Origin of the sequence: Oceanisphaera pacifica (genome assembly GCF_017498065.1) — a bacterium.
Lineage (GTDB): Bacteria > Pseudomonadota > Gammaproteobacteria > Enterobacterales > Aeromonadaceae > Oceanimonas > Oceanimonas pacifica.
The window spans coordinates 1-26,562 of sequence record NZ_JAGDFX010000001.1; the positions used below are offsets into that span (position 1 = coordinate 1).

The 26,562-nt window shown below is 47.2% G+C and carries 23 protein-coding genes; 11 read left to right on the forward strand and 12 right to left on the reverse strand.

Annotation, left to right across the window (positions count from 1 at the left end):
* Positions 1-951 precede the first annotated feature (951 nt).
* The 4 genes from rapA to J3U76_RS00020 are packed head-to-tail and all read left to right on the forward strand — an operon-like array spanning position 952 to position 6,307.
* Positions 952-3,825, forward strand: a complete 2,874-nt coding sequence (rapA, locus tag J3U76_RS00005) for an RNA polymerase-associated protein RapA (protein ID WP_208003595.1) — start codon at positions 952-954, stop codon at positions 3,823-3,825.
* Between the two features lie 14 nt (positions 3,826-3,839).
* Positions 3,840-4,505, forward strand: a complete 666-nt coding sequence (rluA, locus tag J3U76_RS00010) for a bifunctional tRNA pseudouridine(32) synthase/23S rRNA pseudouridine(746) synthase RluA (RefSeq protein ID WP_208003596.1) — start codon at positions 3,840-3,842, stop codon at positions 4,503-4,505.
* A 19-nt stretch (positions 4,506-4,524) separates the two neighbouring features.
* On the forward strand, positions 4,525-5,352 hold the full coding sequence (locus J3U76_RS00015) for a DUF3530 family protein (protein ID WP_208003597.1): 828 nt from the start codon (positions 4,525-4,527) through the stop codon (positions 5,350-5,352).
* Positions 5,353-5,356: 4 nt separating this feature from the next.
* Complete coding sequence (locus J3U76_RS00020; protein WP_208003598.1) at positions 5,357-6,307, forward strand: D-2-hydroxyacid dehydrogenase; 951 nt, start codon at positions 5,357-5,359, stop codon at positions 6,305-6,307.
* 89 nt (positions 6,308-6,396) lie between these two features.
* Here the strand turns inward: J3U76_RS00020 and djlA are convergent, their stop codons facing one another.
* Positions 6,397-7,203 carry a co-chaperone DjlA gene (djlA, locus tag J3U76_RS00025; RefSeq protein WP_208003599.1) on the reverse strand — a complete coding sequence of 269 codons (807 nt, stop codon included), beginning with the start codon at positions 7,201-7,203 and terminating at the stop codon, positions 6,397-6,399.
* Positions 7,204-7,452: 249 nt separating this feature from the next.
* On the opposite strand from djlA, the gene lptD reads away from it, so the two are divergent.
* The 6 genes from lptD to J3U76_RS00055 are packed head-to-tail and all read left to right on the forward strand — an operon-like array spanning position 7,453 to position 14,195.
* Positions 7,453-9,837, forward strand: a complete 2,385-nt coding sequence (gene lptD / locus J3U76_RS00030) for an LPS assembly protein LptD (RefSeq protein WP_208003600.1) — start codon at positions 7,453-7,455, stop codon at positions 9,835-9,837.
* A 22-nt stretch (positions 9,838-9,859) separates the two neighbouring features.
* Positions 9,860-11,176: a peptidylprolyl isomerase SurA gene (gene surA, locus J3U76_RS00035; RefSeq protein ID WP_208003601.1), complete on the forward strand. Its 1,317-nt coding sequence runs from the start codon at positions 9,860-9,862 to the stop codon at positions 11,174-11,176.
* Positions 11,173-12,162, forward strand: coding sequence for a 4-hydroxythreonine-4-phosphate dehydrogenase PdxA (pdxA, locus tag J3U76_RS00040; RefSeq protein ID WP_208003602.1), 990 nt, complete (start codon positions 11,173-11,175; stop codon positions 12,160-12,162). The genes surA and pdxA overlap by 4 nt, the downstream gene beginning before the upstream one ends.
* Positions 12,155-12,961 carry a 16S rRNA (adenine(1518)-N(6)/adenine(1519)-N(6))-dimethyltransferase RsmA gene (rsmA, locus tag J3U76_RS00045; RefSeq protein WP_208003603.1) on the forward strand — a complete coding sequence of 269 codons (807 nt, stop codon included), beginning with the start codon at positions 12,155-12,157 and terminating at the stop codon, positions 12,959-12,961. Before pdxA ends, rsmA begins: the two co-directional genes overlap by 8 nt.
* Positions 12,962-12,963: 2 nt before the next feature.
* On the forward strand, positions 12,964-13,338 hold the full coding sequence (apaG, locus tag J3U76_RS00050) for a Co2+/Mg2+ efflux protein ApaG (RefSeq protein ID WP_243453956.1): 375 nt from the start codon (positions 12,964-12,966) through the stop codon (positions 13,336-13,338).
* Positions 13,338-14,195, forward strand: coding sequence for a symmetrical bis(5'-nucleosyl)-tetraphosphatase (locus tag J3U76_RS00055; protein ID WP_208003604.1), 858 nt, complete (start codon positions 13,338-13,340; stop codon positions 14,193-14,195). Before apaG ends, J3U76_RS00055 begins: the two co-directional genes overlap by 1 nt.
* A gap of 119 nt (positions 14,196-14,314) precedes the next feature.
* Here the strand turns inward: J3U76_RS00055 and folA are convergent, their stop codons facing one another.
* From folA to rplU, 4 genes are all read right to left on the reverse strand, one after another.
* Entirely contained in the window at positions 14,315-14,800 is a 486-nt protein-coding gene (gene folA, locus J3U76_RS00060) for a type 3 dihydrofolate reductase (protein ID WP_208003605.1), read from the reverse strand.
* A gap of 3 nt (positions 14,801-14,803) precedes the next feature.
* The gene (cgtA, locus tag J3U76_RS00065; RefSeq protein ID WP_208003606.1) at positions 14,804-15,976 is read right to left on the reverse strand and encodes an Obg family GTPase CgtA; all 1,173 of its coding nucleotides are present in this window, start codon (positions 15,974-15,976) and stop codon (positions 14,804-14,806) included.
* Between the two features lie 115 nt (positions 15,977-16,091).
* Positions 16,092-16,349 (reverse strand): 50S ribosomal protein L27, encoded by a 258-nt coding sequence (gene rpmA, locus J3U76_RS00070; RefSeq protein WP_208003607.1) that lies wholly within the window; start codon positions 16,347-16,349, stop codon positions 16,092-16,094.
* Positions 16,350-16,364: 15 nt separating this feature from the next.
* A complete protein-coding gene (rplU, locus tag J3U76_RS00075; protein ID WP_208003608.1) occupies positions 16,365-16,676 on the reverse strand; it encodes a 50S ribosomal protein L21 in 312 nt (103 codons plus the stop codon).
* A 235-nt stretch (positions 16,677-16,911) separates the two neighbouring features.
* Between rplU and ispB the strand changes: the two genes are divergently transcribed.
* Positions 16,912-17,886 carry an octaprenyl diphosphate synthase gene (gene ispB, locus J3U76_RS00080; RefSeq protein WP_208003609.1) on the forward strand — a complete coding sequence of 325 codons (975 nt, stop codon included), beginning with the start codon at positions 16,912-16,914 and terminating at the stop codon, positions 17,884-17,886.
* A 591-nt stretch (positions 17,887-18,477) separates the two neighbouring features.
* Here ispB and J3U76_RS00085 read toward each other — a convergent pair.
* The 7 genes from J3U76_RS00085 to mutL form a co-directional block, all read right to left on the reverse strand.
* Positions 18,478-19,794 carry an adenylosuccinate synthase gene (locus J3U76_RS00085; protein WP_208003610.1) on the reverse strand — a complete coding sequence of 439 codons (1,317 nt, stop codon included), beginning with the start codon at positions 19,792-19,794 and terminating at the stop codon, positions 18,478-18,480.
* 159 nt (positions 19,795-19,953) lie between these two features.
* On the reverse strand, positions 19,954-20,844 hold the full coding sequence (gene hflC, locus J3U76_RS00090) for a protease modulator HflC (protein ID WP_208003611.1): 891 nt from the start codon (positions 20,842-20,844) through the stop codon (positions 19,954-19,956).
* A 3-nt stretch (positions 20,845-20,847) separates the two neighbouring features.
* Positions 20,848-22,020, reverse strand: a complete 1,173-nt coding sequence (hflK, locus tag J3U76_RS00095) for an FtsH protease activity modulator HflK (RefSeq protein WP_208003612.1) — start codon at positions 22,018-22,020, stop codon at positions 20,848-20,850.
* Positions 22,021-22,066: 46 nt separating this feature from the next.
* Entirely contained in the window at positions 22,067-23,353 is a 1,287-nt protein-coding gene (gene hflX / locus J3U76_RS00100) for a ribosome rescue GTPase HflX (protein WP_208003613.1), read from the reverse strand.
* Positions 23,354-23,428: 75 nt separating this feature from the next.
* Positions 23,429-23,695 (reverse strand): RNA chaperone Hfq, encoded by a 267-nt coding sequence (gene hfq / locus J3U76_RS00105; RefSeq protein ID WP_208003614.1) that lies wholly within the window; start codon positions 23,693-23,695, stop codon positions 23,429-23,431.
* A gap of 52 nt (positions 23,696-23,747) precedes the next feature.
* A complete protein-coding gene (miaA, locus tag J3U76_RS00110) occupies positions 23,748-24,686 on the reverse strand; it encodes a tRNA (adenosine(37)-N6)-dimethylallyltransferase MiaA (protein WP_208003615.1) in 939 nt (312 codons plus the stop codon).
* Positions 24,676-26,562, reverse strand: coding sequence for a DNA mismatch repair endonuclease MutL (gene mutL, locus J3U76_RS00115; protein WP_208003616.1), 1,887 nt, complete (start codon positions 26,560-26,562; stop codon positions 24,676-24,678). Before mutL ends, miaA begins: the two co-directional genes overlap by 11 nt.

Below are 26,562 nucleotides of genomic sequence, written 5' to 3' on the forward strand. Positions count from 1 at the left end.
GGCCTGCCGCCAGCGTTCAATCTGAGCCATGATCAAACTCTTCAATTAAAAGTTCTAGCTCAATGAATTACTGATGTACTGCTATTTCTAGTTGCACTTCACAAGACATTGAAAAACAATATTTTTTTGTTCTCAACGCTCTGCGAGTGCCCACACAGTTTGCTTGATAAATTGTTAAAGAGCGTTTGACTCTCTCGAGTCAGGAAGGCGTATTCTACGCATTCCGTAGTGTTCGTCAAGTGTTTATTTGAACTTGTTTTTTGTTCTCTTAAACCCTTGTGACCGTGAGCGACTTGCCCCGTGTCAGTGGATGCGCATTATAGGGAAGCCGCGTTTAAGCGCAACCCCTAAAGTGACAAAAATACGCATTTAGTGACTGAGTGGTCATAATACAGCCAAATGACACAATTTATGTACGAAAGTCAGCACCGAGCGCCCGGCGCTAAGCACCAAGTTAAAAGAAACAACCGCCCTTCTGCTGCCATGCCAGCCTGTGTCAGTTTGTTTTCTGATAGCTGACGGCTTAAAGCTGATCGCTGCCCAAAGGGCTCTGGATTGCCGCGTCGTTGCACTCCTCGCAATGACGGCTTAAAAGCAAAACAAGCGCTCAGTTGTAGTGTGCCGCTTTAGCTGGCACCGAGCACCAGCGAGAAATGAGTTAAGGTCTAGTTCTTCTGCTCCGCAGAGTTCACAGCTGAAGCGCGAAGCTACAAAACACACCAGGCGATCAAATAAGGAAAGATGAGGTTTTGGTATAAGGCGGTTTTGTGTTGAACGCACATGCTGCATATATAGAAGCAAAACTGATACACATACATATAGTATTTTTAAGCTTGATGCTGGGCGCCGGGCGCTTGGTGCTGTTCTTTTAATTTTGACGGGTGCGCACTTGGGTTGATTGCGCTAAGATAGCGCCCCTTTTTTTATACCCTCTTCAGCTTGGAGATTTGAATGCCTTTTTCCCTCGGCCAGCGTTGGATCAGTGACACAGAAACCGATTTGGGACTAGGCGCCATCGTGGCTATCGATGTGCGCATGGTGACCATGCTATTTCCGGCCTGCGGTGAGAACCGTATGTATGCCATAGGTGACGCGCCTATTACTCGCGTTATGTTTAACCCAGGTGATGTGATCAGCAGCCATGAAGACTGGGAGCTAGAAGTTAGCTCGGTAAGCGAAGAAGAGGGGTTATTAACCTATCATGGTACTCGCTTAGATAATGGTGAACAGACCAGTTTAAGAGAAACCTTTCTTAACCACTTTATTAAGCTGAATAAGCCACAAGAACGACTATTTGCCGGCCAGATTGATAAAATTGGTCGTTACAATTTACGCTATCAAGCATTAATGCATCAGTTTCAGCGTCGTCGCTCTCCGTTACGTGGCATGGCCAGTGGTAAGGTCAGCTTGATCCCACATCAGTTACATATTGCCAATGAAGTGGGCAGCCGTTATGCACCTCGAGTATTACTCGCCGATGAAGTGGGCCTAGGTAAAACCATTGAAGCGGGCATGATCATCCAACAGCAGTGGTTGTCGGGTCGCGCTAGCCGTATTGTGATTTTGGTACCAGATGCCTTAATTCATCAATGGCTGATAGAAATGATGCGCCGCTTTAACCTGCACTTTGCTATTTTTGACGAAGAGCGCTGTGTAGAAGCCTTTGCTGATGCCGCCAATCCGTTTGATACCGAGCAGCTAGTATTATGTAGCCTCGACTTTATTACCAAAAAGCGTAAACGCTTTGAACAGTTGCATGAAAGCGACTGGGATTTATTAGTGGTGGATGAAGCACATCACTTAATTTGGGATGCCGAAAAGCCCAGCCGTGCTTATCAAGTAGTAGAAGCTTTGGCCGAAGATACCGCTGGCGTACTACTATTAACTGCCACTCCTGATCAGCAAGGCCACCAGAGCCATTTTGCTCGTTTACGTCTGCTTGATCCTGAGCGCTTCTATGACTACGAGGCTTTTTTAGCGGAAGAAGCAGAATATCAACCGCTCGCCGAAGCCGCCGAAGCATTATTATCAGACGCGCCCATTAATGAAGCGGCCATGGCGCGTCTTGCTCCTTTTATGGACGACATGGATGACAGTGCACTGTCTGATCCCGGTGCGCGCCAGCAATTACTTGCCCAATTATTAGATAGACACGGCACTGGCCGTTTATTGTTCCGCAATACTCGCCAAGCCATTAAAGGCTTTCCAGCTCGCGTGTTGCATTTGCACCCACTGGCGTTATCTAGCCAATATAAAACCGCCATTAAAGTGGCCGCTATGATGGGCAGTCGCGAAGATGTCACAGAGCAAGCACGTCAAGCTTTGGCGCCTGAAGAAATTTATCGCCAGTTTGAAGGTGACGATAGCTCTTGGACACAGTTTGATAGCCGTTTTGAGTGGTTATTGGAATACACTAAGAATAGACGCAATGATAAAATTTTAGTGATCACCGCTAAAGCTGGCGTGGCGTTAGCCTTAGAAGAGGCGTTACGCACTAAAGAAGGTATTCGCGGTACTGTATTCCACGAAGAAATGTCTTTGCTAGAACGCGATAAAGCTGCCGCCTATTTTGCCCAGCAAGAAGGTGGGGCACAGGTGATGATTTGTTCTGAAATTGGCTCTGAGGGTCGTAACTTTCAGTTTGCTCATCAACTTGTGCTATTTGATTTACCGCTAAACCCTGACTTACTTGAACAGCGCATCGGTCGTTTAGACCGTATTGGTCAGCAACACGATATTGATATTCATGTGCCCTACCTTGAAGACACAGCACAAGCGGCCTTAACCCAGTGGTATTATCAAGGCATGGATGCGTTTAGCAAACCAAACGCTGTAGGTCACCCTGTTTACCAGCAAGTGTCTGAATCCTTATTAGCTTTGTTGGCCGATCATGGACAAGATAAAGACGCCTTAGCGCAATTAATTGCTGACACTCGCACTTTAGCGACTGAGCTTAATAGCCAAATGGAGCAAGGGCGAGATCGATTACTGGAGTTAAACTCTAGCGGTGTGATCCACAAACGTGATTTAGCCGGTGAGCTGGCTGAAGTCGATGAAGACCCTACGCTTGCGATTTTTTCTATCAAGATGTTTGATGAAGTGGGGGTAAATCAAGATGATCGTGGCGAAAATGCCATTGTGCTGCGCCCCACCGAGCACATGTTGATCCCAAGCTTCCCTGGGCTTCCCGAAGATGGCGCCAGCATTACCTTTGATCGAGAAACGGCACTTAGCCGCGACGATCTACAACTGCTCACCTGGGATCATCCAATGATCCGAGGCGGTATTGATTTAGTGCTGGGCTCTGAAATTGGTACCACTTCGGTTGCCATTCTTAAAAACAAAGCTTTGCCGGTGGGCACGCAGTTTTTAGAGCTTATTTTTGTGGCAGAGTCGGCGCAACATGCCCAGCTATATCGCTTCTTGCCTCCTGCTCCTATTCGCTTATTACTGGATAAAAACGGTAATGATTTGGCAGAAAAAGTGACCTTTGAGTCATTCGATCGCCAACTCAGCCCGGTCAATCGCCATTTGGCTAGCAAGTTAGTCAGTGCTTCACAGGCTATTATTCATCAGCTATTGCAACAAGCGACACCGCTGGCCGAACAGCAAATGCACGTTTTAGTTGAGCAAGCTCGCAGCCAAATGCACCAGTCCATTGGTCAAGAATTAGCCCGCCTGCAACAGTTAGCTAAGGTAAACCCGAATGTGCGAGAGAGTGAAATTACTCACGTACAAGAGCTACAAGATGAGTTGAATGGCTTATTAAACAACACCCGTTTAAAGCTGGATGCAATCCGCTATATTGTGGTTAGTCACCAATAAGGACAATGAAGTAGATGGCGTTATTAGCTTATAATCCGCCCATGGATCCTGCGTTTGAGATCTTATATCAAGATGACAGTATTATTGTCTTGAATAAGCCCAGCGGCTTACTGAGTGTGCCAGGACGTGAACGAGTACATCACGACAGCTTAGCATTACGGGTGGCTCGGGTTTATCCCACGGCAAAAATAGTACACAGACTAGATATGGCCACCTCGGGCGTGATTGTAATAGCGCTACATGCTAAGGCGCATAGTGAGCTTAGCCGACAGTTTCGTGAACGTGAAACCGCTAAGCGCTACTATGCTTGGGTGTATGGTCGCCCAGCTGAAGATGCCGGCAGTGTTGATGTACCTTTGTGTTGTGATTGGCCTAATCGTCCGCGGCAAATGGTGAATTATGAGTACGGTAAGGCGGCATTAACCCATTGGCGTTGCCTGCGTCGCTTGGCAGATCGCAGCTTAGTTGAGCTAACGCCCATTACTGGGCGTTCTCATCAGCTACGGGTGCACATGAAAAGTCTGGGTCATGTGATTTTAGGTGATAATCTGTATGCTGAAGGTGAGGCGCTGACCATGGCACCTCATTTATTATTGCATGCGAGCGAGCTGGCGTTTTACCACCCCGATACTCATGAGTGGCTAACATTTACCGCCCCCGCGCCTTTTGATATGAGCTAGCGTTATAGGAGCAGAGAGAATGTGGACCTGCAGCAAGCCACTTAATACATCACGGATGATGGCAGTAGGTGTGTTGCTGACCGCTTTGCTTATCTCTGCTGCTTGTCAGGCGCAACTTAATTGGTCGAGCATAAAGCAATATCAGGCTCCTGCTCGCCTATTGCATTACCCTGCTCCCAATAAGCCAGTAGGTACCTTACTTATTTGGCCCGAGTTTAAGCAAACGCACCATTGGTTGTCTCTTGCTCAAGCATGGCAACAACGAGGTTGGCAAGTATTCTTGCTAAAGCCCAGCCAACAACAACTGCAGTTTGACCCAAGCAGCGAGCAGGTTCCCACATCACAAAATCAATGGTTAACGCAACGCGCAGAGCAGCTTAATCAAGTATTACCCAAACCCTTTTTGTTGAGTGACACCCACTCTAACAATACCGTTACCGAATTAAGTCAATCGAAAAAAAAGGTGCCTAGCCCGTTAGTTGTGCTCACACAAGGCAGCGCCAGCCTTTGGTATCAGCAATTAGTGGATAGTGAAGCTATTGCTCGCCCTCAAGCCTTAATTTTATTTGATGCCCTACCCCGTGAGTCTAGCGAACAACAAATGCTGGCCATTAGTTTGGCACGCAGCCCCTACCCCATTCTGGATATATACAGTCGCCCAGATAACCCTTTAGCTTGGCATAATCAGCAGCGCCGCCAACAACAGTTGCAGCAACGCGAAAAAACCGGCTACGCCGTGCAGCATTTTAATGATTTATCGGTATTGAATAAGCAAATAGCAGGCTGGCTAGTGCGGCTGGGTTGGTTACCCTTGCCCCCCAGCGCACCACAATATTTAAAGGAGTAATAAAATGAAACTCGTTTTTCTTGATCAAGCAACACTACCGCCCGAGGCAGAGCTACCTCGCCCCAATTTTGTACATCAGTGGCAAGGTTATGAGGACACCCACCCCGATCAGGTGGTGTCACGTTTGCTCGATGCTGATATTGTGCTGGTCAATAAAGTGTCTTTAACGGCAGATATGCTAGCCCAATTACCTAAGCTCAAGTTAATTGCTTTAGCGGCCACCGGCAGTGATAACGTGGATCTGAAAGCTTGCCAGCAAGCAGGGATCGCAGTGTGTAATGTGCGCGACTACAGCAAAGGCTCGGTCCCTGAGCATGCCTTATCATTAATAATGGCATTAAATCGTAATTTACATGCCTATCGCCACTCTATTACTCAGGGCCGCTGGCAACAAAGTGGACAGTTTTGTTATTTTGACTATCCGATACGCGATTTAGCCAATCAAACCTTGGGCTTAATTGGCTATGGCACTATTGCTAAAGATCTAGAGAAATTAGCGCAAGCCTTAGGGATGAAAGTCATAGTCGCTGCGCGCAAGGGGCAAGTTCCTAGTGAAGGCCGGGTCAGCTTTGACGAGCTATTAAAACAGGCCGATGTCATTAGCCTGCACTGCCCGCTTAATGCCCAAACACGCCATTTAATTGGCACGTCTGAATTTAAAATGATGAAAGACGAGGCACTGCTGATCAATGTGGGCCGTGGTGGTTTGGTTGATGAGGCAGCATTGTTACTGGCATTAAAGCAGCAGCTAATAGGCGGTGCCGGTTTTGATGTAGTCACCGATGAGCCGCCTGCGGCAGATAACCCATTAATGCAGGCCTTGGCGTACCCTAACTTTATCTTAACGCCCCATGTGGCTTGGGCAAGCCTGGCTTCTATGCAGCGCCTAGCCCACCAATTAATTGATAATATAGAGGCCTTTGTGGCGGGAAAAGAACAAAATAGGCTGGTTTAAATATAGCTGTCAGCGGTAAGCCGTCAGCTATCAGAAAACACCTGTTATCTTTAACTGACGGCTAACAGCTAATCGCTTAAAGCTGTCAGTTATTTTATCTGGCGTACGCCTTTGATGGTTTCCCAAGCTTGTTGTATGTCTTGAGCTTTTTCTTTAGCCATTTCCATCATCTCTTTAGGCAAGCCTTGGGAGGCGAGCTTATCAGGATGATGTTTAGACATTTGTCGACGATAAGCGCGTTTTACATCGGTATCAGACGCATCTTCAGCCACTTCTAAAATATGATAGGCATCTCGTAATCTATCTGCCGATGGCTGCGATTGCCTACCATCAGTCCCGTTATGAAAGCCTTGGTGAGCTCCGTTCAGCTGCGCTTCAGCAAAAGCTAACAATCGCGCCAGTTCAGATTCAGAAAAGCCTAGCTCTCTTGCAATCATTAACAATAAACGATGTTCAGCAGGGTGTAGCTCACCATCGGCAAAAGCTAGTTGTAATTGCACTTCCATAAAAAAGCGCAACAGATTACGACTGTCTTTTACTTGCGCCCTAAAATTGCGCAAGGTTTCTTGTAAAGGAAAATCAACACTTTTGCCTTCACGAAACGCATTTTGTGCTTGTACCCGCCGCTCACCTTGTAAGCGTAATTGATTCATTAATTGTTCGGCTAAGCGAATTTCTTCACTGGACACTTGTCCGCTTGATTTAGCCATGTGCCCCATAGTGGCGAAGGTGGTATATAAAAATTCTGATTGTGCACTTTTATTAAACACCCACGCATTGGCTAACTTTTTATCAACGATATGACCTAACCACAATCCCAACAGTGCCCCAGGTAAATTGCCGATTAAAAAGCCAAATGCAAAGCCGATTAACTTTCCTTTAATGTGAGACAACATGAATTATCCTTCAGCCATATTTATTGAAGCAGTAGGAATACGGGCAATACCAGAACATATCGAAGGTAAAAACCAATAGATTGCAGTGAAACGCATGAACGCAGTCCTAAATGAAAATACCATTAAAGCAGGGTCATAGTGCTGACCGCAAGAATGCTTTATCATAGCAAGATACCATAAAGTAATGACACCCAAAGCTCAACTAGCCATAGAAGGCGGTGTCGCCACAAAGATGCGAGCGTCAACCCCATGAGAATACGGATTATCGGCTTACCGCTGTTGTTAATGTCAGGCTTGTCTCTGGCTCAAACTCAAGAAACAACAGCAGCTACCCAAGAAGCCGCCTTCAATTTTAGTCGCTGTTTTAGCCATGTACCGCTAAAAGTAGAGTCAACATCAAGCCCCAATTCAGGCACTCATTCTGGCAATGGCAGCAATGCGCCTATTACCGTCACCGCAAAGACGTTAGACGCTACCCGTGATGGCAAAATTTTATATAGCGGTGATGTTCATGTTGAACAAAATCAGCGCAAACTGAGTGCTGACTACCTTGAGTTAGAGCAACTGAGTCGCGATGTACTTGCCGAAGGCAATATTCATTATACTGATGGCGCCATTACTGTAGACAGCCAAGAGCGGCTGACCGGTAATCTCACTAGTAAAGACACGCAACTTGATGCAGCAAATTATCAATTTCATGGCGAGCCTGGTCGCGGGCACGCTAAACAAGTTCGCTTAAGTGACAACACCAGCCAAGTTGACTTAACTGGCGCCAGCTATACTACTTGTCCACCTAATGGAGAAGCTTGGCAGCTAAAAGCAAGTTCCGTAAAAGTTGAACAAGATGAAGTGTTTGGTGAAGCCTGGAATGCGGTATTGTGGCTAGGTGATGTGCCGGTATTTTATTTCCCCTACATTAAGTTTCCAGTTAAAGACGAGCGCCAAAGTGGCTTGTTATACCCAAGCTTTGAGTTTGGTGGCGATAATGGTACCGATATTAGCCTGCCGTATTACTGGAATATTGCGCCGAATTACGACGCCACTTTTACGCCGCGCTATATGAAAAAACGCGGTACCATGGCGCAATTAGAGTTTCGATACCTTCCTATTAAAGGACAAAGTGGTACTTTGTACGGTGAGTACTTATCAAGCGATGACGAATTGGATAAAACTCAATGGCAAGATGACCCACGCTGGTTATTTAGCTGGCGCCATAACGCCCGCTTCGATGATGCAGGCCATTGGCGTGCCAGTGCCAACTATACCAAGGTAGCCGACTGGGATAAGGAGTATTTCGATGACTTTTCTCCACCGGTAGGTCAAATTGTTGATGATCAACTTATCCAATCATTTCGCGGTGGTTACTATGATAAACAGTGGCAATTAACCACAGAAATTCGCGATTACCAAATTTTAAAACCCGATCTCCCCACCATGCCTTTTCAGCTGGCACCGAGCTTAGCGCTAACCAGCTATCAGGGTTTTGGCGATTTTGATTTAGGGCTAGACAGCGAAATCACTCAGTTTAAAAATGATGGCGACCAAGTGTATGAAGCCACGCGCGTGCATATTGAACCTAAGCTCGTATATTCCATTGTTAATCAGCCGGGTGCTCAGCTAACAGCCGATATGGGGGCTTACTACACCCATTATGAGCAGGACGTTCCCGATACACTTTCTAGTTATTATCAAAACAATTTGGGCTTTAGTGCCAATGAACTGGATAGCAGCGTCGATCGTCTTTTACCCCGATTACGCGTCAACGGCACCTTAGTATTTGACCGTGAAACTCAATGGTTTGAGCAAGATTTCACGCAAACCATAGAGCCACAGTTACAATATCTGTATGTGCCTTTTGAAGACCAAGATAATATTGGCCTATACGACACCACAGACATGCGCCAAGATTATTACAGCCTGTTTAGTGATCGGCGTTATGCAGGGTTAGACCGCATTAGTGACGCCAACCAAATTACTGCCGGTTTCACCAGCCGTATTTATGATGCTGAAAGCGTCGAGCGGTTGCGTTTAGCTATTGCGCAAACTTATAACTTTGTTTCACCACGGGTGCGGTTATTTCCAAATGATGAACCCAGTGATACAAAGCGTTCGTTTTTAACCTTTGAGGGTGATCTGAATGTTGACGGCGATTGGTTTATACATACCGAAGCACAGCAAGATACCCGCAATAAGCGTTTGGCCGCCGCGAATGTGACTTTAGAATATAATAATCAAGGTAACTTGGCACAATTGGGCTTTCGTCACTTAAATCAGACTTATTTCCCTGATGCCCGTTTAGATGATGATCTCAACCAGTTAGGGGGCACTTTCTCTTGGCCGCTAGATCCTCAGTGGCGCTTAATTGGTGGACATTATCGAGATATTGAACTCAATCGTAATATCGATACTCTGATAGGTCTGCGCTATGACTCTTGCTGCTGGGCAGTCAGCCTAGTGTGGGAGCAATCGCAAAAAGAACAAAAACAAACCAATCCAGGTGAAGTCGAGCAAGAAACGTTAATTGGCCTGCGGTTTGAACTCAAAGGGTTAAGCTCCTTAGCCACCGGTGACGGTAGTTTCACACCCGGTACCAACTTGCTACCTTATTATCGCCCCTTTAATTTAAATAATTAATTTTTATCGCACAGGATTTTTCATGAATAAAAAATGTAAAAAGCTACTGATTGCCGCCAGCCTAAGCTTGCTATCAACCACTAGTCAAGCGGTTGAATTACTTGATAAAGTTGTGGCTGTAGTAGATAAAGATGTGGTATTGGAAAGCCAACTAAATGGCTTAGTTAGCCAAGTCAAAAATAGTGCTAACGCAGCAAAACAAGCCTTGCCCGATGAGCAAGCATTACGTAAACAAGCGCTCGATCGCCTGATCCTCGAAAGTTTGCAGTTACAAATGGCCGAACGTTTAGGGCTACAAATTACCGATACTCAATTAGAGCAAGCCATTACTAATATGGCGCGCAGCCAAGGTAAAACACCTGAGCAGTTGCGAGCAAGCATCAAAGATCAAGGCATCACTTATAGTCAATTTAGAGAGCAAATACGTAACGAGATTTTACTCAGTGAATTAGCCCGTAATCAGGTTCGCCGCCGTATTAATATTTCTGATCAAGAAGTAAAACAAGTGGTACAAATGCTAAAAGAGCAAGGCCAAGCACAGCAAGGCTATCAAGTAGGTAATATTTTGCTGCCACTGCCAACCGATCCCAGTACCCAGCAGCTTCGCAAAGCAAGCAGCCAAGCTGAAAAACTCATTAAACAGCTTAAGCAAGGCCAAGACTTTCGCCAGCTCGCCATTGCCAATAGTGCTGGTCCTAAAGCATTAGAAGGCGGCGACTGGGGTATGATGGGCATTAATGAAATGCCTTCCTTATTCAGCGAAGCGGTGAAGAATAATCAGAAGGGTGATATTATTGGTCCTATTCGCTCCGGTGCCGGTTTGCACATTCTCACTATTTTTGATGTGCAAGGTGATACAAGCCAAACCGTACAAGCAGTAGAAGTACGTGCGCGTCATATTTTGCTTAAGCCCTCTATTATAATGAGCGAAGACAAAGCTCAGTCGATGCTGAGCGATTTTGCTCAATCTCTTAAGGCGGGAACGGCAAATTTTGCTCAATTAGCAGAGCAATATTCTGAAGACCCTGGCTCTGCCATTAACGGCGGTGACCTTGGCTGGGCGGTACCAGACATGTATGTGAGCAGCTTTCGTGACACCGTCAACCACCTTAAAGTGGGCGAGCTGAGTGAGCCTTTCCGATCTGAACATGGTTGGCATTTAGTGAAGCTTGAAGATAAGCGCGTAACAGATGCCACCGAACAAGCAGGCGAACAGCGTGCTTACAAACTCATTTTTAATCGTCGCTTTAGTGAAGAAGTGCAAACTTGGCTCGACGAGCTCAAGGATGAAGCCTATATCCGTATTGTCGACACCCAATTATCAAACGGTGACCTGTGATTTGTAAACGTATAGCAATAACACCTGGCGAACCCGCCGGCATTGGCCCTGAGCTGATGCTGGCATTAGCCTCACAAGATTGGCCAGTAGAGCTGGTCGTCATTGCTGATCCTGAGTTGATTCAGGATCGAGCCAAGGCGTTAGGTAAGCCGTTAACTCTTATCCCTTATCAAGCTGATAAAGCACCCAAGCCACAACGTGCCGGCACGCTCACCATAGCACCGGTCACATTAGCTAAGCCCGCCACGCCTGGCGTGCTGGATGAGGCTAATGGCTTATATGTGCTTGAGACCCTAAAGCGCGCCTCAGACGGTAATATGAGCGGTGAATTTGCCGCCGTAGTCACCGGCCCTGTACATAAAGGCATTATTAACAAAGCCGGTGTCTCTTTTAGTGGTCACACTGAGTTTTTTGCTCAACAAGCCAATGTACCCGATGTGGTGATGCTGCTGGCTGCCCCCGGTTTACGGGTGGCACAAGTGACCACCCATATTCCATTGGCATATGTGGCCAAGGCGATAACTGAAGATAGACTGACCAAAATTATTCGCATTCTTCATGCCGAATTACAGAGCAAATTTGCCCTACCTAATCCGCGCATTTATGTGTGTGGGCTTAACCCTCACGCCGGGGAAGATGGTCACCTTGGGCGTGAAGAGCTGGATATTATTATTCCAACCCTCGACACGCTTAGAGCCGAAGGTATGGAGCTAATCGGGCCGGTATCGGCAGATACCGCCTTTCAGCCTAAGTATATGGAAAATGCTGATGCGTACTTGGCCATGTATCATGATCAAGGTTTACCGGTACTTAAATATATAGGCTTTAGCCAAGCGGTGAATATTACGCTCGGCTTACCTTTTATTCGTACCTCTGTGGATCACGGTACCGCATTAGAAATAGCCGGAACAGACAAAATCGATGCGGGCAGCATGCTGTGCGCACTTAATCAAGCCATTGATATGATAAGAAAACGCGATGAATAGTAAGGTTCACCAAGGGCACAAAGCCCGTAAACGCTTTGGTCAAAATTTTTTACACGATGATTATGTGATTGACCAAATTGTGGATGCCATACACCCTAGTAATGACTTTACTATGGTGGAAATTGGCCCAGGGCTTGGGGCGCTCACAGGCCCAGTCTGCGATCGTATCGCAACATTAAATGTAGTGGAGTTAGACCGAGATTTAGCGGCACGCCTAGCCACGCATCCTTTCTTAAAAGACAAACTGGCTATTCATCAAGCCGACGCCATGAAGTTTGATTTTACCCAGCTTAAAGAGCCGGGTAAAAAGTTGAAAATATTTGGCAACTTGCCTTACAACATTTCAACACAGCTCATGTTTCATTTGTTTGAGTTTGCAGCAGATGTAGAAGACATGCATTTTATGCTGCAAAAAGAAGTGGTGAATCGGTTGGCTGCGGGCCCAGGTAGCAAAACCTATGGTCGCCTCAGTGTGATGGCACAATATTATTGCCAAGTAGTGCCGGTGCTAGAAGTCGGCCCAGAGGCCTTTAAGCCTGCGCCCAAAGTAGACTCGGCCGTGGTTAAATTGCTGCCCTACGCAACACCACCGCACCCAGTGGATGATATTCGCTGTTTATCGCGTATTACCGCCGATGCCTTTGGTAAAAGACGCAAAACCATTCGTAATAGCCTAAGCCATTTATTTAGCGCAGAGCAGCTAACCGAGCTTGGACTTGACCCGTCGGCACGCCCAGAGCAACTCACATTAGTGCAGTATGTTGTTTTGGCCAATGCCTTGGCCAATCGCAAGGAGTAATAATGACCCCCGATGCTATTCACATTACCACTGTGCCACATTATTTAGCCGAGCGTTCTACGCCCGATGAGCAAAATTATGTGTTTGCCTACACCATTACCATTGCCAATAAAGGCGAAAAGCCGGTGACCTTAGTTAGCAGAAGCTGGATAATTACCGATGCTAACGGTAAAAAAGTAGAGGTGGCAGGCAGCGGTGTGGTGGGCGAGCAGCCAACAATAGTACCGGGTACTGAGTTTACTTATACCAGTGGCGTAAGCCTAGCAACAGAAGTGGGGGTAATGGAGGGCAGTTACACCATGCGCCAAAAAGACGGCCAAGAGTTTGACGCCCCTATTGCCCCCTTTCGTCTCGCCTTACCTAATCTCATTCACTAATGGCTAATTATGTGATTGGCGATCTACAAGGTTGCCTCAATGAGCTTAACTGGCTATTAGCCAAGGTAGGCTTTAATCCTTCACGGGATCATTTATGGCTAACCGGTGATCTCGTTGCCCGAGGCCCAGATTCTCTAGGTTGTTTGCGCCGCGTGATGGCCTTAGGTAATGCAGCCACAACGGTACTGGGCAATCACGACTTACATCTATTAGCCGTGGCCAATGGTATTGGCAAGCCTAATCCCGCCGATAAGATCAGCCCTATCTTACAAGCCGCGGATGGTCGTGATCTGCTTTATTGGTTACGCCAACAACCGCTATTAGTTGAGCATACATCAGCCAAGCTTTCGCCAGCATCAATAACAGACAGCCCTGATAATACTGAGTTTGTCATGACCCATGCCGGTATTCCGCCGCAGTGGAATATTGAGCAAGCAAGAGCGGCAGCACGCAGTGCAGAGAGTGAATTGCGCTCAGAGCATTATCAAGAACGCTTAGCACAAATGTATGGCAATGAGCCAAATGATTGGCAAGCCTCGCTTTCAGAGGTTGAACAGCTACGCTTCACCATTAATGCTTTTACCCGCATGCGCTTGTGCCACAAAAATGGTCAATTAGACTTTGCCCACAAAGCCACATTAAACGATGCCCCTGCTCATTTAGTACCTTGGTTTAGCTTGCGCAACGATCACCAAGATCCGCCGCTGATCTTTGGTCATTGGGCGGCATTAGAAGGTCAATGCGAGGTGAGTAATGTCTATGCACTGGATACTGGATGTGTTTGGGGCGGAAGTATGACCTTATTATGTTGGGAAACCGGCGAGCGCATCACCACCCCTTGCCCAGTATATGCTTAAAATAAAGCTGGAAGCCTTAAGCTAGAAGCGATCAATTAAGTACAAACATGAGTGATCAGTAAACAGTAAAAATAAAGCCGGAAGAAAACACCACTTGGCTTTTCTTCCGGCTTCTAGCTTTAAGCTTTCTTTTCATAAACTTGAAATCGGCAATCGTATTGATTGCGCTCATCCGCTAGTTGTATTTCTTCAGACTGAAACTGCCAGTCTTCAACATGAAAAGGAAAATACGTATCCCCCTCTATGTCCGCCTCTATTCTAGTTAAGTAAAGGCGCTGGGTTAAAGGCAACATGGCTTGGTATAGCGCCCCACCGCCCATCACCATTACCTCAGTTTCATTCTGCAATAATGCCAAGGCTGCTTCAGGTGAGTTTACTAACTCAGTGCCCGCGGGCGCCTGAGTTAAGCTGCGGCTCACAATCACATTACGTCGCCCAGGCAAAGGTTTACCGATAGACTCAAAGGTATTACGCCCCATGACTATCGGTTTGCCTAGGGTTGTTTGCTTAAAGTAGGCCAAATCCATCGGCAAATGCCACGGCATGTCGTTATCTTTGCCGATCACACCATTACGAGTCATGGCCACTATCATAGAAACTAACATAGGTTATTCTCGCGTATAAACAACGTGACCGTCATCTTCTTCATCGTCCCAGTCATCATCGTCTTCGTCATCCTCTACAGCCGACTGCTCATTAAGTGTAGATTCGTGGTACTCATCCCACTTAAAGTTAACCGGTTCACGCGCGGCTTCTAGCTCTTGTTCTGTGCGCGGGTTGGCTTCTAAAAAGTCCATTAATGCTTCGGTTAGCGCTTGGGTCCCCTCTTTACTAATGGCATTAATGCGAAACACAGGTCCTTGCCAATCTAAATGCTCGATCACACGGGCAATAATGGCCTCAGCTTCTTCCTCTAGTACCAAATCAAGCTTGTTGAAAATTAACCAACGTGGCTTATTGGCCACCGCATCACTGTATTGCACCAGCTCATTAATAATAATATCAGCGTTATCAGCAGGATCTGTCTCATCGGCAGGCAAAATATCCACCATGTGCAATAACACACGACAACGCTCTAAGTGCTTCAAAAAGCGCATACCAAGCCCAGCACCGTCGGCTGCACCTTCAATTAGCCCCGGAATATCAGCCACCACAAAACTTTGGTGGCCACTGCAACGCACCACACCTAAGTTAGGCACCAAGGTGGTAAAAGGATAATCGGCCACCTTAGGCTTAGCGGCAGACACGGCACGAATAAAGGTCGATTTACCCGCGTTCGGTAAACCCAACATACCCACATCTGCTAATAACATTAGCTCAAGTAACACTTCGCGTACTTCACCTGGCGTGCCATTGGTTTTTTGACGGGGGGCACGGTTAACTGAGCTTTTAAAACGCGCGTTACCTAAGCCATGAAAACCGCCTTTAGCAACCAGTAGCTTTTGGCCATGACGAGTTAAATCACCTAAAATTTCGCCGGTTTCTTGATCTTTAGCACGGGTACCTACAGGTACTTTTAGTACTAGGTCTTGCCCGCGCTTACCAGTACAGTTGGTACTGCGGCCATTTTCGCCTCGCTCGGCGCGATGAAAACGTTCAAAATGGTAATCAATAAGGGTGTTGAGGTTTTCATCAGCAATCATATATAGATCGCCGCCATCCCCACCGTCGCCGCCATTCGGCCCGCCGTTAGGAATGTATTTTTCACGACGAAAACTCACACAACCATTGCCGCCATCACCCGCTTCAACTCGAATTTGTGCTTCATCAACAAATTTCATGGTATTACTCTCCCATTCGCACTCTAAGCCTATGTATCTGGCGCTCTGCCGAATGTGCTTTTTATCAAACAAAAAGCCCCGCCATAGGGCGGGGCTTTTTTAATCAGCTTGATGCTTACTCAGCGTCAATGCTTACGAACTTGCGGTTATTAGGACCTTTAACCTCAAACTTCACCTTGCCTGTAGCTTTGGCGAATAGAGTGTGGTCTTTACCTAAGCCTACGTTGTCGCCGGCGTGGAAGCGAGTTCCACGTTGACGAACGATGATGTTGCCCGCCAGGACATTTTCACCGCCGTAGCGCTTAACACCAAGACGTTTACTTTCTGAATCGCGACCGTTACGAGTAGAGCCGCCTGCTTTTTTCGATGCCATGGAACTTTACTCCCCTTAAGCGCTAATAGCAGTGATTTTCACTTCGGTGAACCACTGACGATGACCTTGCTGTTTACGTGAATGCTTACGACGACGGAACTTAACGATCTTAACTTTTTTGCCACGACCGTGAGTTACTACTTCAGCAACTACTTTGCTACCGTCAACGTAAGGAACGCCAACTTTAACGTCTTCACCTTGAGCAACCATAAGTACTTTGTCGAATTCGACAGAAGCACCAGTTTCAACGTCTAGCTTTTCTAGACGAAGCACCTGCCCTTCGGCTACACGGTGCTGTTTTCCGCCGCTTTGGATTACCGCGTACATGATTTTAACTCCGAATTATTGGCACATATACCCTCTTACGGGTGTGCACTTAAACTGTTCTACAATGGTCGCGTATTGTACGCAGATTGCGAGGACGAGACAAGAGCGAACACATAAAAAAATGCGTCTTCTCTTATAAGCTGCCAAAGCACGCCTTGGTCGCTTTAACCCGATGCGAAATCATGTAAAATCAAGGCCTCACTGATCTTAGACTGCGTTGTTTGGCTATCACTTTATGGTAAATATTAATAAAATAAAACAATTAACCGAGCAAGATATGCAATCGGTGAATCACTTGATTATGTCGCGCTTACAATCAGACGTGGCATTAATTAATCAACTAGGCCTGTATATTGTAGGTGCAGGCGGCAAACGCATGCGGCCACAGCTAACTGTGCTAGCAGCGCGCGCCTTAGGTTATCAAGGCGAGGCACACATCACCTTAGCCGCCATTATTGAGTTTATTCATACTGCTACTTTATTACACGATGATGTAGTGGATGAGTCAGACTTGCGCCGCGGCCGAGACACTGCTAATGCGCTATTTGGTAATGCCGCCAGCGTTTTAGTGGGGGACTTTCTTTACACGCGCGCCTTTCAGATGATGACTGAACTCGACAATATGCGCATTATGAATATTCTCAGTGATGCCACCAATATTATTGCCGAAGGCGAAGTATTGCAGCTAATGAACTGCAACGATCCCGATACCACTCAAGAAAGCTATATGCAGGTGATTTACTGCAAAACCGCTAAACTGTTTGAAGCCGCCACGCGTCTTGCCGCCGTGCTCACCCACCAAACTCCTGATGTTGAACAAGCCATGCTCGATTACGGCAAGTATTTAGGGACAGCATTTCAGTTGGTGGATGATATTATGGATTACAGTTCAGACAGCCAGAACATGGGTAAGAACGTGGGGGATGACTTAGCCGAAGGTAAGCCCACCCTGCCGCTGCTGCGCGCGATGGAGGTGGGTAATGACGCTCAGCGCAATCGTATACGAGAGGCCATTGCAGAGCGTAATGGTATGGATCACCTTGAAGAAATCTTGGGCATTTTGGCAGACACCCAAGCTTTAGAATATAGCCAGCAACAAGCCGAGCTTGAAGCACAAAAGGCAATTGATAGCTTAAGTATTTTACCTGACTCTGAGCACAAACAAGCCTTAATCGACTTGGCTCACCTGGCAGTATCGCGTAACGCTTGATTACCAACACCGAGCGCCCCTCCTTTTGGGGAGCGGTTGGATATAAGCTGTCAGTAAAAAAACTCCAACCAATCTGTTTGGGGTTTATTTTTTGTAGGGGCGAATTTATTCGCACAAAAACGATAGCGCCAAGCGTATAGAAAGCCGGAAGCTTAGAGCTGGAAGCGGTAAGCTAAACAAAAACACTGAGGCACTTTTATTTTTGGTTTTACTTCCGGCTTCTAGCTTCAAGCTTATTACTGTCTGTTAAATGGATTGCCACGTCGTTGCACTCCTCGCAATGACCCAAAGGCAATGATGAATGTTGGATTTTGAATATTAAATTAACTGACAAACACTCAATTCTGCTCTCGCCCTTACGCTGTCATTGCGAGGCACGAAGCAATCCATTTCAAAAGAAAGCGCTACATCTAACGCTGACCGCGTTACGTTAAAGAAAAAAACACTGTTTGTTCTCTTTTCGTACGGCGTATAACGTAAAGCGTACAGCAATCCATTAGATGGATTGCCGCGTCGTTGCACTCCTCGCAATGACCCACACTTAAAAAAACGCCAGCTCATTGAGCTGGCGTTTTATATTGCTGTTGCTAATTAATCAGCAAAGGGGTTGCGTAACACCATAGTCTCATCACGGTCTGGGCCGGTAGAAATAATATCAATCGGCACGCCAGTCAGCTCTTCAATACGCTTAATGTAGTTTTGTGCCGCTTGAGGTAATCCCTCAAAGGTCACCACGCCAACCGTATTTTCGCTCCAACCTGGCATGGTTTCATAGACAGGTTTAACGGTTTCGTAATCTTCGGCAGCCATAGGCGGTACATCTTTAATTGAACCGTCAGGCATTTCGTAGCCAACGCAGATCTTAACTTCTTTAAGACCGTCTAATACGTCTAGCTTGGTTAAGCAAAAACCCGAAATGGAGTTCACTTGAATGGCACGCTTAGTGGTCACCAAGTCTAACCAACCAGTACGGCGTAAGCGGCCTGTAGTAGCGCCAAATTCATGACCCACAGTACCTAAGTGCTTGCCCACATCATCTAACAGCTCTTGACCGTCATACAACTCGGTAGGAAACGGGCCTGAGCCAACACGCGTGGTGTACGCTTTAATGATGCCCAGCACATAGTCGACATAACAAGGACCAAAGCCCGAGCCTGTTGCAACGCCACCGGCTGTGGTGTTAGAAGAAGTCACAAACGGATAAGTGCCGTGGTCAATATCAAGCAAGGTGCCTTGTGCGCCTTCAAACATGATCTTATCGCCGTTTTTACGGGCAACATCCAACACGTCTGTCACATCAATCACCATGCTGGTCAGCAACTCGGCATAGCCTTTGGCTTCTTCTAGCACGGTTTCATAACATACGGCTTCAACACCATAAAAACCCGTTAGCTGGAAGTTGTAGTAATCTACAATTTCTTTCAACTTAACGGCAAAGGTGTCCATGTTAGCTAAGTCGCCAACGCGCAAACCACGACGGGCCACCTTGTCTTCATAGGCAGGTCCAATACCACGACCTGTGGTACCAATGGCTTTAGCACCACGGGCCACTTCACGGGCTTGGTCCATAGCTACATGGTATTGCAAAATTAAAGGACAAGCTTCGCTTAGTACCAAACGCTCACGCACTGGCACCCCACTGGCTTCCAAGCCCTTCATTTCCTTAAGCAAAGCATCTGGCGCCAACACCACACCGTTCGCAATAATGCAGGTGCAGTTGTCTCGTAAAATACCGGATGGAATAAGGTGGAGAACGGTTTTCTCACCGTCGATAACAAGCGTATGACCCGCGTTATGGCCGCCTTGGTAGCGCACTACATAACGGGCTTTGTCAGTTAGAAGGTCAACAACCTTCCCCTTGCCTTCATCACCCCATTGGGTGCCAAGTACTACAACGTTTTGTCCCATTTTTCCTTTCACTAACTGTTAAGTTATTAAAAACCGAGTCTATCAAATATTGACCACATTCGGAATACACTAATTAATCCATTGCAGATATCTATGCGTTTGGCTTTAAGCAGGCCATAAAAAAGCCCGGCTTGCCGGGCTTTTTTTAATATTTAGCTATTACTGTGCTTGTCCTGATGGATCTTTCAGATAGCGGAAGAAGTCACCTTCTGGCTTCACTATCATCAAGTCACCACCTTGCTCAAAGCTTTTACGGTAGGCTTCTAAGCTTCGAATAAAGCTAAAGAAGTCAGGATCGGCAGCATAAGCTTGGGCATAAATAGTCGCGGCTTGAGCATCACCTTCACCCCTTAGGGTACGTGAGTTACGCTGCGCATCTGCAATCATCACCGTTACTCGGCGATCGGCACCGGCTTTAATAATTTCAGCCTGTTCACGACCTTCTGATCTGTGCTCACGCGCCACTGCGGTTCGCTCGGCACGCATACGCTGGTAAATAGAATTAGACACTTCGGTTGGCAAGTTAATTTGCTTAATTCGAACGTCTAACACTTTAATACCCAGCTCAGACGATGACTCTAACAGACCGCGCAACGCGCTTTCCATAACATCACCTCGCTCACCCGAGACTATATCGCGAATGGTACGGCTACCAATTTCAGAACGCAGGCTGTTGTTAATACGACGGCGCAGCAGGTTTTCTGCTTGCAGACGATTACCGCCACCTGTGGCCAGATAATAAGTCGCAAAGTTATCGATACGCCATTTTACGTAGGAGTCGATAATTAAGTCTTTTTTCTCTGAAGTCACAAAGCGATCCACTTGATCGTCCAAAGTTTGCAAACGCGCATCTAACTTACGCACTTGGTCAATCATTGGAACCTTAAAGTGTAATCCTGGCTCATAAAGCGTGGGTAACTCTGTGCCTTGTTCACGTTTTACTTTACCAAATTGCAGCACTATGCCCCTCTCGCCTTCTACTACCACAAATACTGAGGAGTAAAGCGCGATAGCAACCAGGGCAACAATAACCAATAAACCTTTTTTCATGGCTTAGTTTCTCCCTGTTGGACGAAGGGTGCCTTGTCCAGAACCAGTGCCTTGACCGCTGTCTGAACCCGCTTGCTGTTGGATACCATTAATATAATCAGAGGTGATAATATTAGGATCTACCTTTTTCTCTCGCTTTGCATGCTGCTCTACCAGTTTATCTAGCGGCAAATACATCAGGTTATTACTGCCCTCTGGTGTATCCACCACCACTTTATTGACCTTGCTGTAGATCTCTTCCATGGTTTCTAAATAAATACGCTGGCGCATTAGCTCAGGCTGCGCTTGGTACTGAGGTAATAGCTGGCGAAAACGCGCCACTTCACCTTCTGCACGCAAGGCAATTTGCTCTTTGTAACCTTCCGCTTCTTGCAGTAAACGCTTAGCCTGACCACGAGCCTTAGGCTCAATTTCACGGGCATAGGCTTCAGCTTCACGGATAAAGCGTTGCTCATCCTCTTGCGCCGCTATGGCATCATCAAACGCGTCTTTTACTTCTTCTGGCGGACGTGCTGGCAAGAAGTTTAAGTCTAATACCGCAAGGCCTAACTCATAAGGTTCAATGATTTCTTGCAATAACTCACGGGTTTCTTGGCGCACTCGCTCACGACCCACGGTTAATACATCATCCATGGTGCTGTGACCCACTACATAACGCAGGGCACTGTCTAATGCTTGATGCAAACTATCGTCGGCATTGGTCACGTTAAACAGGTAATCACGCGGGTCCATCACGCGATACTGTACGTCCATTTCAACTCGCACCAAGTTTTCATCTTTGGTGAGCATAAAGCCCGATGCGGGTTGTGAACGCACTGACTCTACGTCGACCGGGAAAACCTGATCAACAAAGGTCGCTTTCCAGCTTAGGCCCGGATCTACAGTTTGGTAATAGTTACCAAAGCGCAAGACCACACCGCGCTGTGCCTCACCTATGGTGTAGAAGCCACTCACCACCCACACGCCTAAGGCTATCACTAAGGCGACAATAACGCCGAAAGAACCTAAACCGCCTCCACCACCGGAGTCGGACCCACGGCGGCCAAACAAGCCGCCGACTTTATTACTCAGGTTACGAATTACCTGATCCAGATCTGGTGGACCCTGTTGCTTGCCACCGTTATTCCCCCAAGGGTCACGGTCTTTACCACCATTTCCAGGCTCATTCCAAGCCATTTGTCTCTCCGTCTTTCTGGTTTATAAAAGTAACTTTACCAAGCAATCACTCGCTTATAAAGCGCTCTAACGGCTCATCTTCTTGTTTAAGCAAGCGTTGCCAGTCAGCTTGTTGCAGTCGAATATCAAGTACAAACTCGCCCTTCTCGCCAAACGACTCTCTCACCACTCCTTTCATGGCATAAAGCCGACTACGAAGCTTTGATGCCGATGCGGGTAATATTAGCTGATAATTGACCAGTACCCCCGCCAGTAGCTGGTTAAGAACATCAAGTAATTCACTTGTGCCCCATGCTTGTTGTGCCGATAGCCACACCGCTCGCGGCTGGCCTTCGTCATCAAACTCGACTCGCGTGCTGGACTTCTCCAACTTATCGATTTTATTAAATACCATAAGAACAGGTACCTCATCGGCACCTATTTGTGCGAGTACCGAGTCAACCTCTTCCATATTCTCACGCATTTGCTCATCAGCGCAATCTACGACATGCAATAATAAATCAGCATCACGGGTTTCTTGCAGCGTGGCCTTAAAGGCGGCAATCAGCTCGTGAGGCAAATGCCGCACAAAGCCAACCGTATCAGCCAAAATAACTGCACCGGCATCAGGCAGTTCTAACTTGCGCAATGTCGGATCCAAGGTGGCAAACAACTGATCAGCGGCATAAACATCAGCCCCAGTAAGTTGATTAAATAAGGTAGATTTCCCCGCGTTGGTATATCCCACCAATGATACGGTTGGCAGTTCGTTGCGCTTTCGTGAACGGCGACTTTGCTCACGCTGGCTCGCCACCTTAGCTAATCGCTTTTGAATATGACGTATACGCTCTCGCAATAAACGCCTATCTGTTTCTAACTGCATTTCACCGGGGCCACGTAAGCCAATGCCACCTTTTTGCCGGCCAAGCTCAGTGCGCCCGCCCACTAAACGGGTTGATAAGTGGCGAAGTTGTGCTAATTCAACTTGTAACTTACCTTCGTGGGTACGCGCACGTTGGGCGAATATATCTAAAATAAGCCCCGTTCTGTCTAATACCCGACAGTGTATTTCTCGCTCTAGGTTACGCTCTTGAGACGGCTTTAAGCTGTGATTAAAAATGACCACATCAACATTGTGCATTTGCACTAAGCTTGCCAGCTCATCAACCTTACCAGTACCAATAAAAAACTTAGCATGAGGAGAAGATAAACTGCCCGTCAGTACGGTGCGGCTGGGTACGCCCGCTGACTCCGTTAACAGCTTCAGCTCTTCGAGATCTTCTCGTTCATGATCGCTTGAAAAGTCAATATGAACCAAAATAGCAGATTCAACTACTTCATCACTGTCAAACAAAGTCGCTCCTCAACGTGGGTAATACGTCCATTGCTACATGGCAGTGCAAACACCAAATATGATAATAAGTCACCCTTAGTCTTGTTCCTGCTCTGGGTTGTCTTGCTCTTGGGAAGAAGGTGACCAAGCCGCATTATGAACAGGACGCCCAGGCACGACTGTTGAAATAGCGTGCTTATAGACCATTTGACTCACGGTATTTTTTAACAATATAACAAATTGGTCAAATGACTCTATTTGCCCTTGTAACTTAATGCCATTAACTAGGTAAATAGAAACAGGCACCCGCTCTCGTCGTAACGCATTTAAAAATGGATCCTGTAGTGATTGTCCTTTGGCCATGTCATTATCCTTATTGTTGTCATTATAAGTTTATTATTGTTGTTATTCTTGCTCATTCGTCATGGTGAACACCCTTGATCTGTGCCAGCACATCCTCAACCAAATGGGGACTATGGGTGTCTAACCAGCGCACATCTGGCCAGCTTCTTAGCCAAGTCAGTTGTCTTTTAGCCAATTGGCGCGTGGCCGCACAGGCTTGGGCAACCATATCATCATAGCTGACCTCGCCACTAAGATAATCCCACATTTGGCGATAGCCTACGCAACGAATAGCAGGTAAATCTGGGTGGAGATCACCCCGCTCGTATAAAGCTCGCACCTCTTGTTCAAAGCCTTGTTCTAACATTATGCGAAAACGCGCAGCAATGCGTTGGTGTAACTCGGCCCGTTCATTAGGGGCAATAGCGAACTGTAACACTTTGTAAGGTAAAGGATCACCCTTACGCTGGGTTAATTCTGTTAGCGTCTTACCCGAAATACGAAACACCTCAAGCGCCCGTGACAGTCGCTGTGGGTCATTAGGATGAATGCGCGCGGCTGCCACAGGGTCAATATCCGCTAATTGCTGGTGTAGTGTCTCCCAGCCTAACTGTGCTGCTTCTTGCTCAATTTGTGCCCGAATGGTGGCATCTGCACTGGGCAGTGGCGATAAACCTTCTAATAATGCCTTAAAATACAGCATGGTTCCGCCAACCAGCAGCGGAATACGCCCAGCCGCCGTTGCGTTAGCCATGGCTGCCAATGCGTCTTTTCTAAAATCTGCTGCAGAATAAGCTTGGCTTGGGTCTAATAAATCAATTAACTGATGAGGAGCAACGGCCTGTTCAGCCGCACTGGGTTTGGCTGTACCTATATCCATGCCTTTATAGACAAGGGCAGAGTCAACGCTAATTAGCTCGCAAGGCAAAGCTTGGCATAATTCCAACGCCAAGCCCGTTTTTCCGGACGCTGTTGGCCCCATTAAAAATATTGCTAGGGGTTTAGTCCCCATGTATCCACCTATCTAATTGTTGTTCTAGCGCCAGCGGCTGTAAAAAAGGCAAGTTATCGGCTTGCCTCGCCTCTGATTCAGACGAATTAGAGCCATTCGCAGCCAATACTGGCTGTAGCTCTTGCCATAACTCAGCGGCTTGTTTTAGGGTCCAATTAGTTCGCGTCGTGTGGTCCTGAGCCGTTAACCATTGGCATAAATCAGCCGCTGTCGGGCTTTGCTTAAGCTGGTTTAATAACAGCGGAAATATACTCGCTAAATCTGCATGGCGCAGTGGTTGGGGTACCCGTGTTAAAATAATGGTGCCGTTAGGACCACTTTTCAACTCTAACCCCAACTGTTGCAACTGCGCTTGATGATCATCCAGCGCTTGATGCAGCTCAGCGGCTAAGTTCACTCGAATGGGTAACAATAAAGGCTGCGGCGTAAGACCTTGCTCATATACTGCTAGTAGCGCTAAACCGTCGGCATAGGCCTGTGCCCGATTGAGCTCACACAACCAAAGTTGCTCTTGATACCAGATCACGGCCGCCTTATTTTTTACCAATTGTAATACTTGGCCCCCTGGCAGGTTTAATGCCGCATCTGCCACAGCATTAACCGCCTCATTCACGCCACCCACCTCATTATGAGTTTGGGCACCTTCCGCGGCCACAGTGGTTAATAAGCGATCAATACCCTGCCATTCGCCACGGCTTATATGACTCGGTGCCATTTCTCGCGCCGCTAAACCATACCCGTGGCTAGGCGCTTGGTAATGTAGGTCACTTGGTGCGCGTTGATTCTGTTGTGAAGTCGCCTCTTGAGCAGTATCCGATATCTGAGAGCTGGACGATGCGCCCCTTGGTGCGACGACACTGGGCTCAGCCGGTGCTGTGGGTGCTTGCTCTAATGCTTGGGCGAGCACTTGGTAAATAAAGTCATGCACCAAACGCGATTGATGAAATCGCACCTCATGCTTAGCCGGGTGCACATTTACATCGACCTCAGTGGCATCTAACTCAAAATACAGCACAAAGGCCCCATGCGTGTCAGGGGGCAGCTGCTCACCATAAGCTTGACGTATTGCATGATTAAGCAATTTATCGCGCATCATGCGTCCGTTCACATAGGTGTACTGCACATCATTTTGCGCACGCGCCGCACTCGGCGGCGCCAACCAGCCCCATAGCCGAAAGCCATGGTGCTCGCAGTCTATTTTTAGCGCCGATTGAATAAAAGCAGGGCCACACACCGCAGCCACCCGTTTATCTTGCTGAGAAGGCAAATTACCAGCCCGATATTGGCGCACTTGTTTGCCGTTATGTCGCAGCATAATGTCAACATCAAAACGGCTTAAGCCAATGCGGCGTATCACTTCATCAATATGACCAAACTCAGTTTTTTCGGTGCGCATAAACTTGCGCCGAGCGGGGGTATTAAAAAATAAGTCACGCACTTCAATGGTAGCCCCCTTAGGGTGAGAGGCAGGCATGACCTTTACCTCCATGTCTCGCCCCTCGGCCATGGCTTGCCAGGCTTCACTTTGCTCAGGCGTTTTAGCGGTTAATGTTAGGCGCGCCACCGAGCTAATAGAGGCTAAAGCTTCGCCCCGAAAACCCAAGCTCATAATGCGCTCTAAATCTTCTAGCGTGCTCACCTTAGAGGTAGCATGCCGCGACAGCGCCAGCGCTAATTCATCTTTACCAATGCCACTGCCGTTATCTCGAATACGGATAAGCTTAGCGCCGCCTTTTTCGATATCAATATCAATACGCGTGGCCCCTGCGTCTAAGCTATTTTCTATCAGCTCTTTAACGACAGAGGCAGGTCGCTCGACCACTTCGCCGGCGGCAATTTGGTTTGCCAAACGGGCCGGCAAAATCTGAATTGCCAT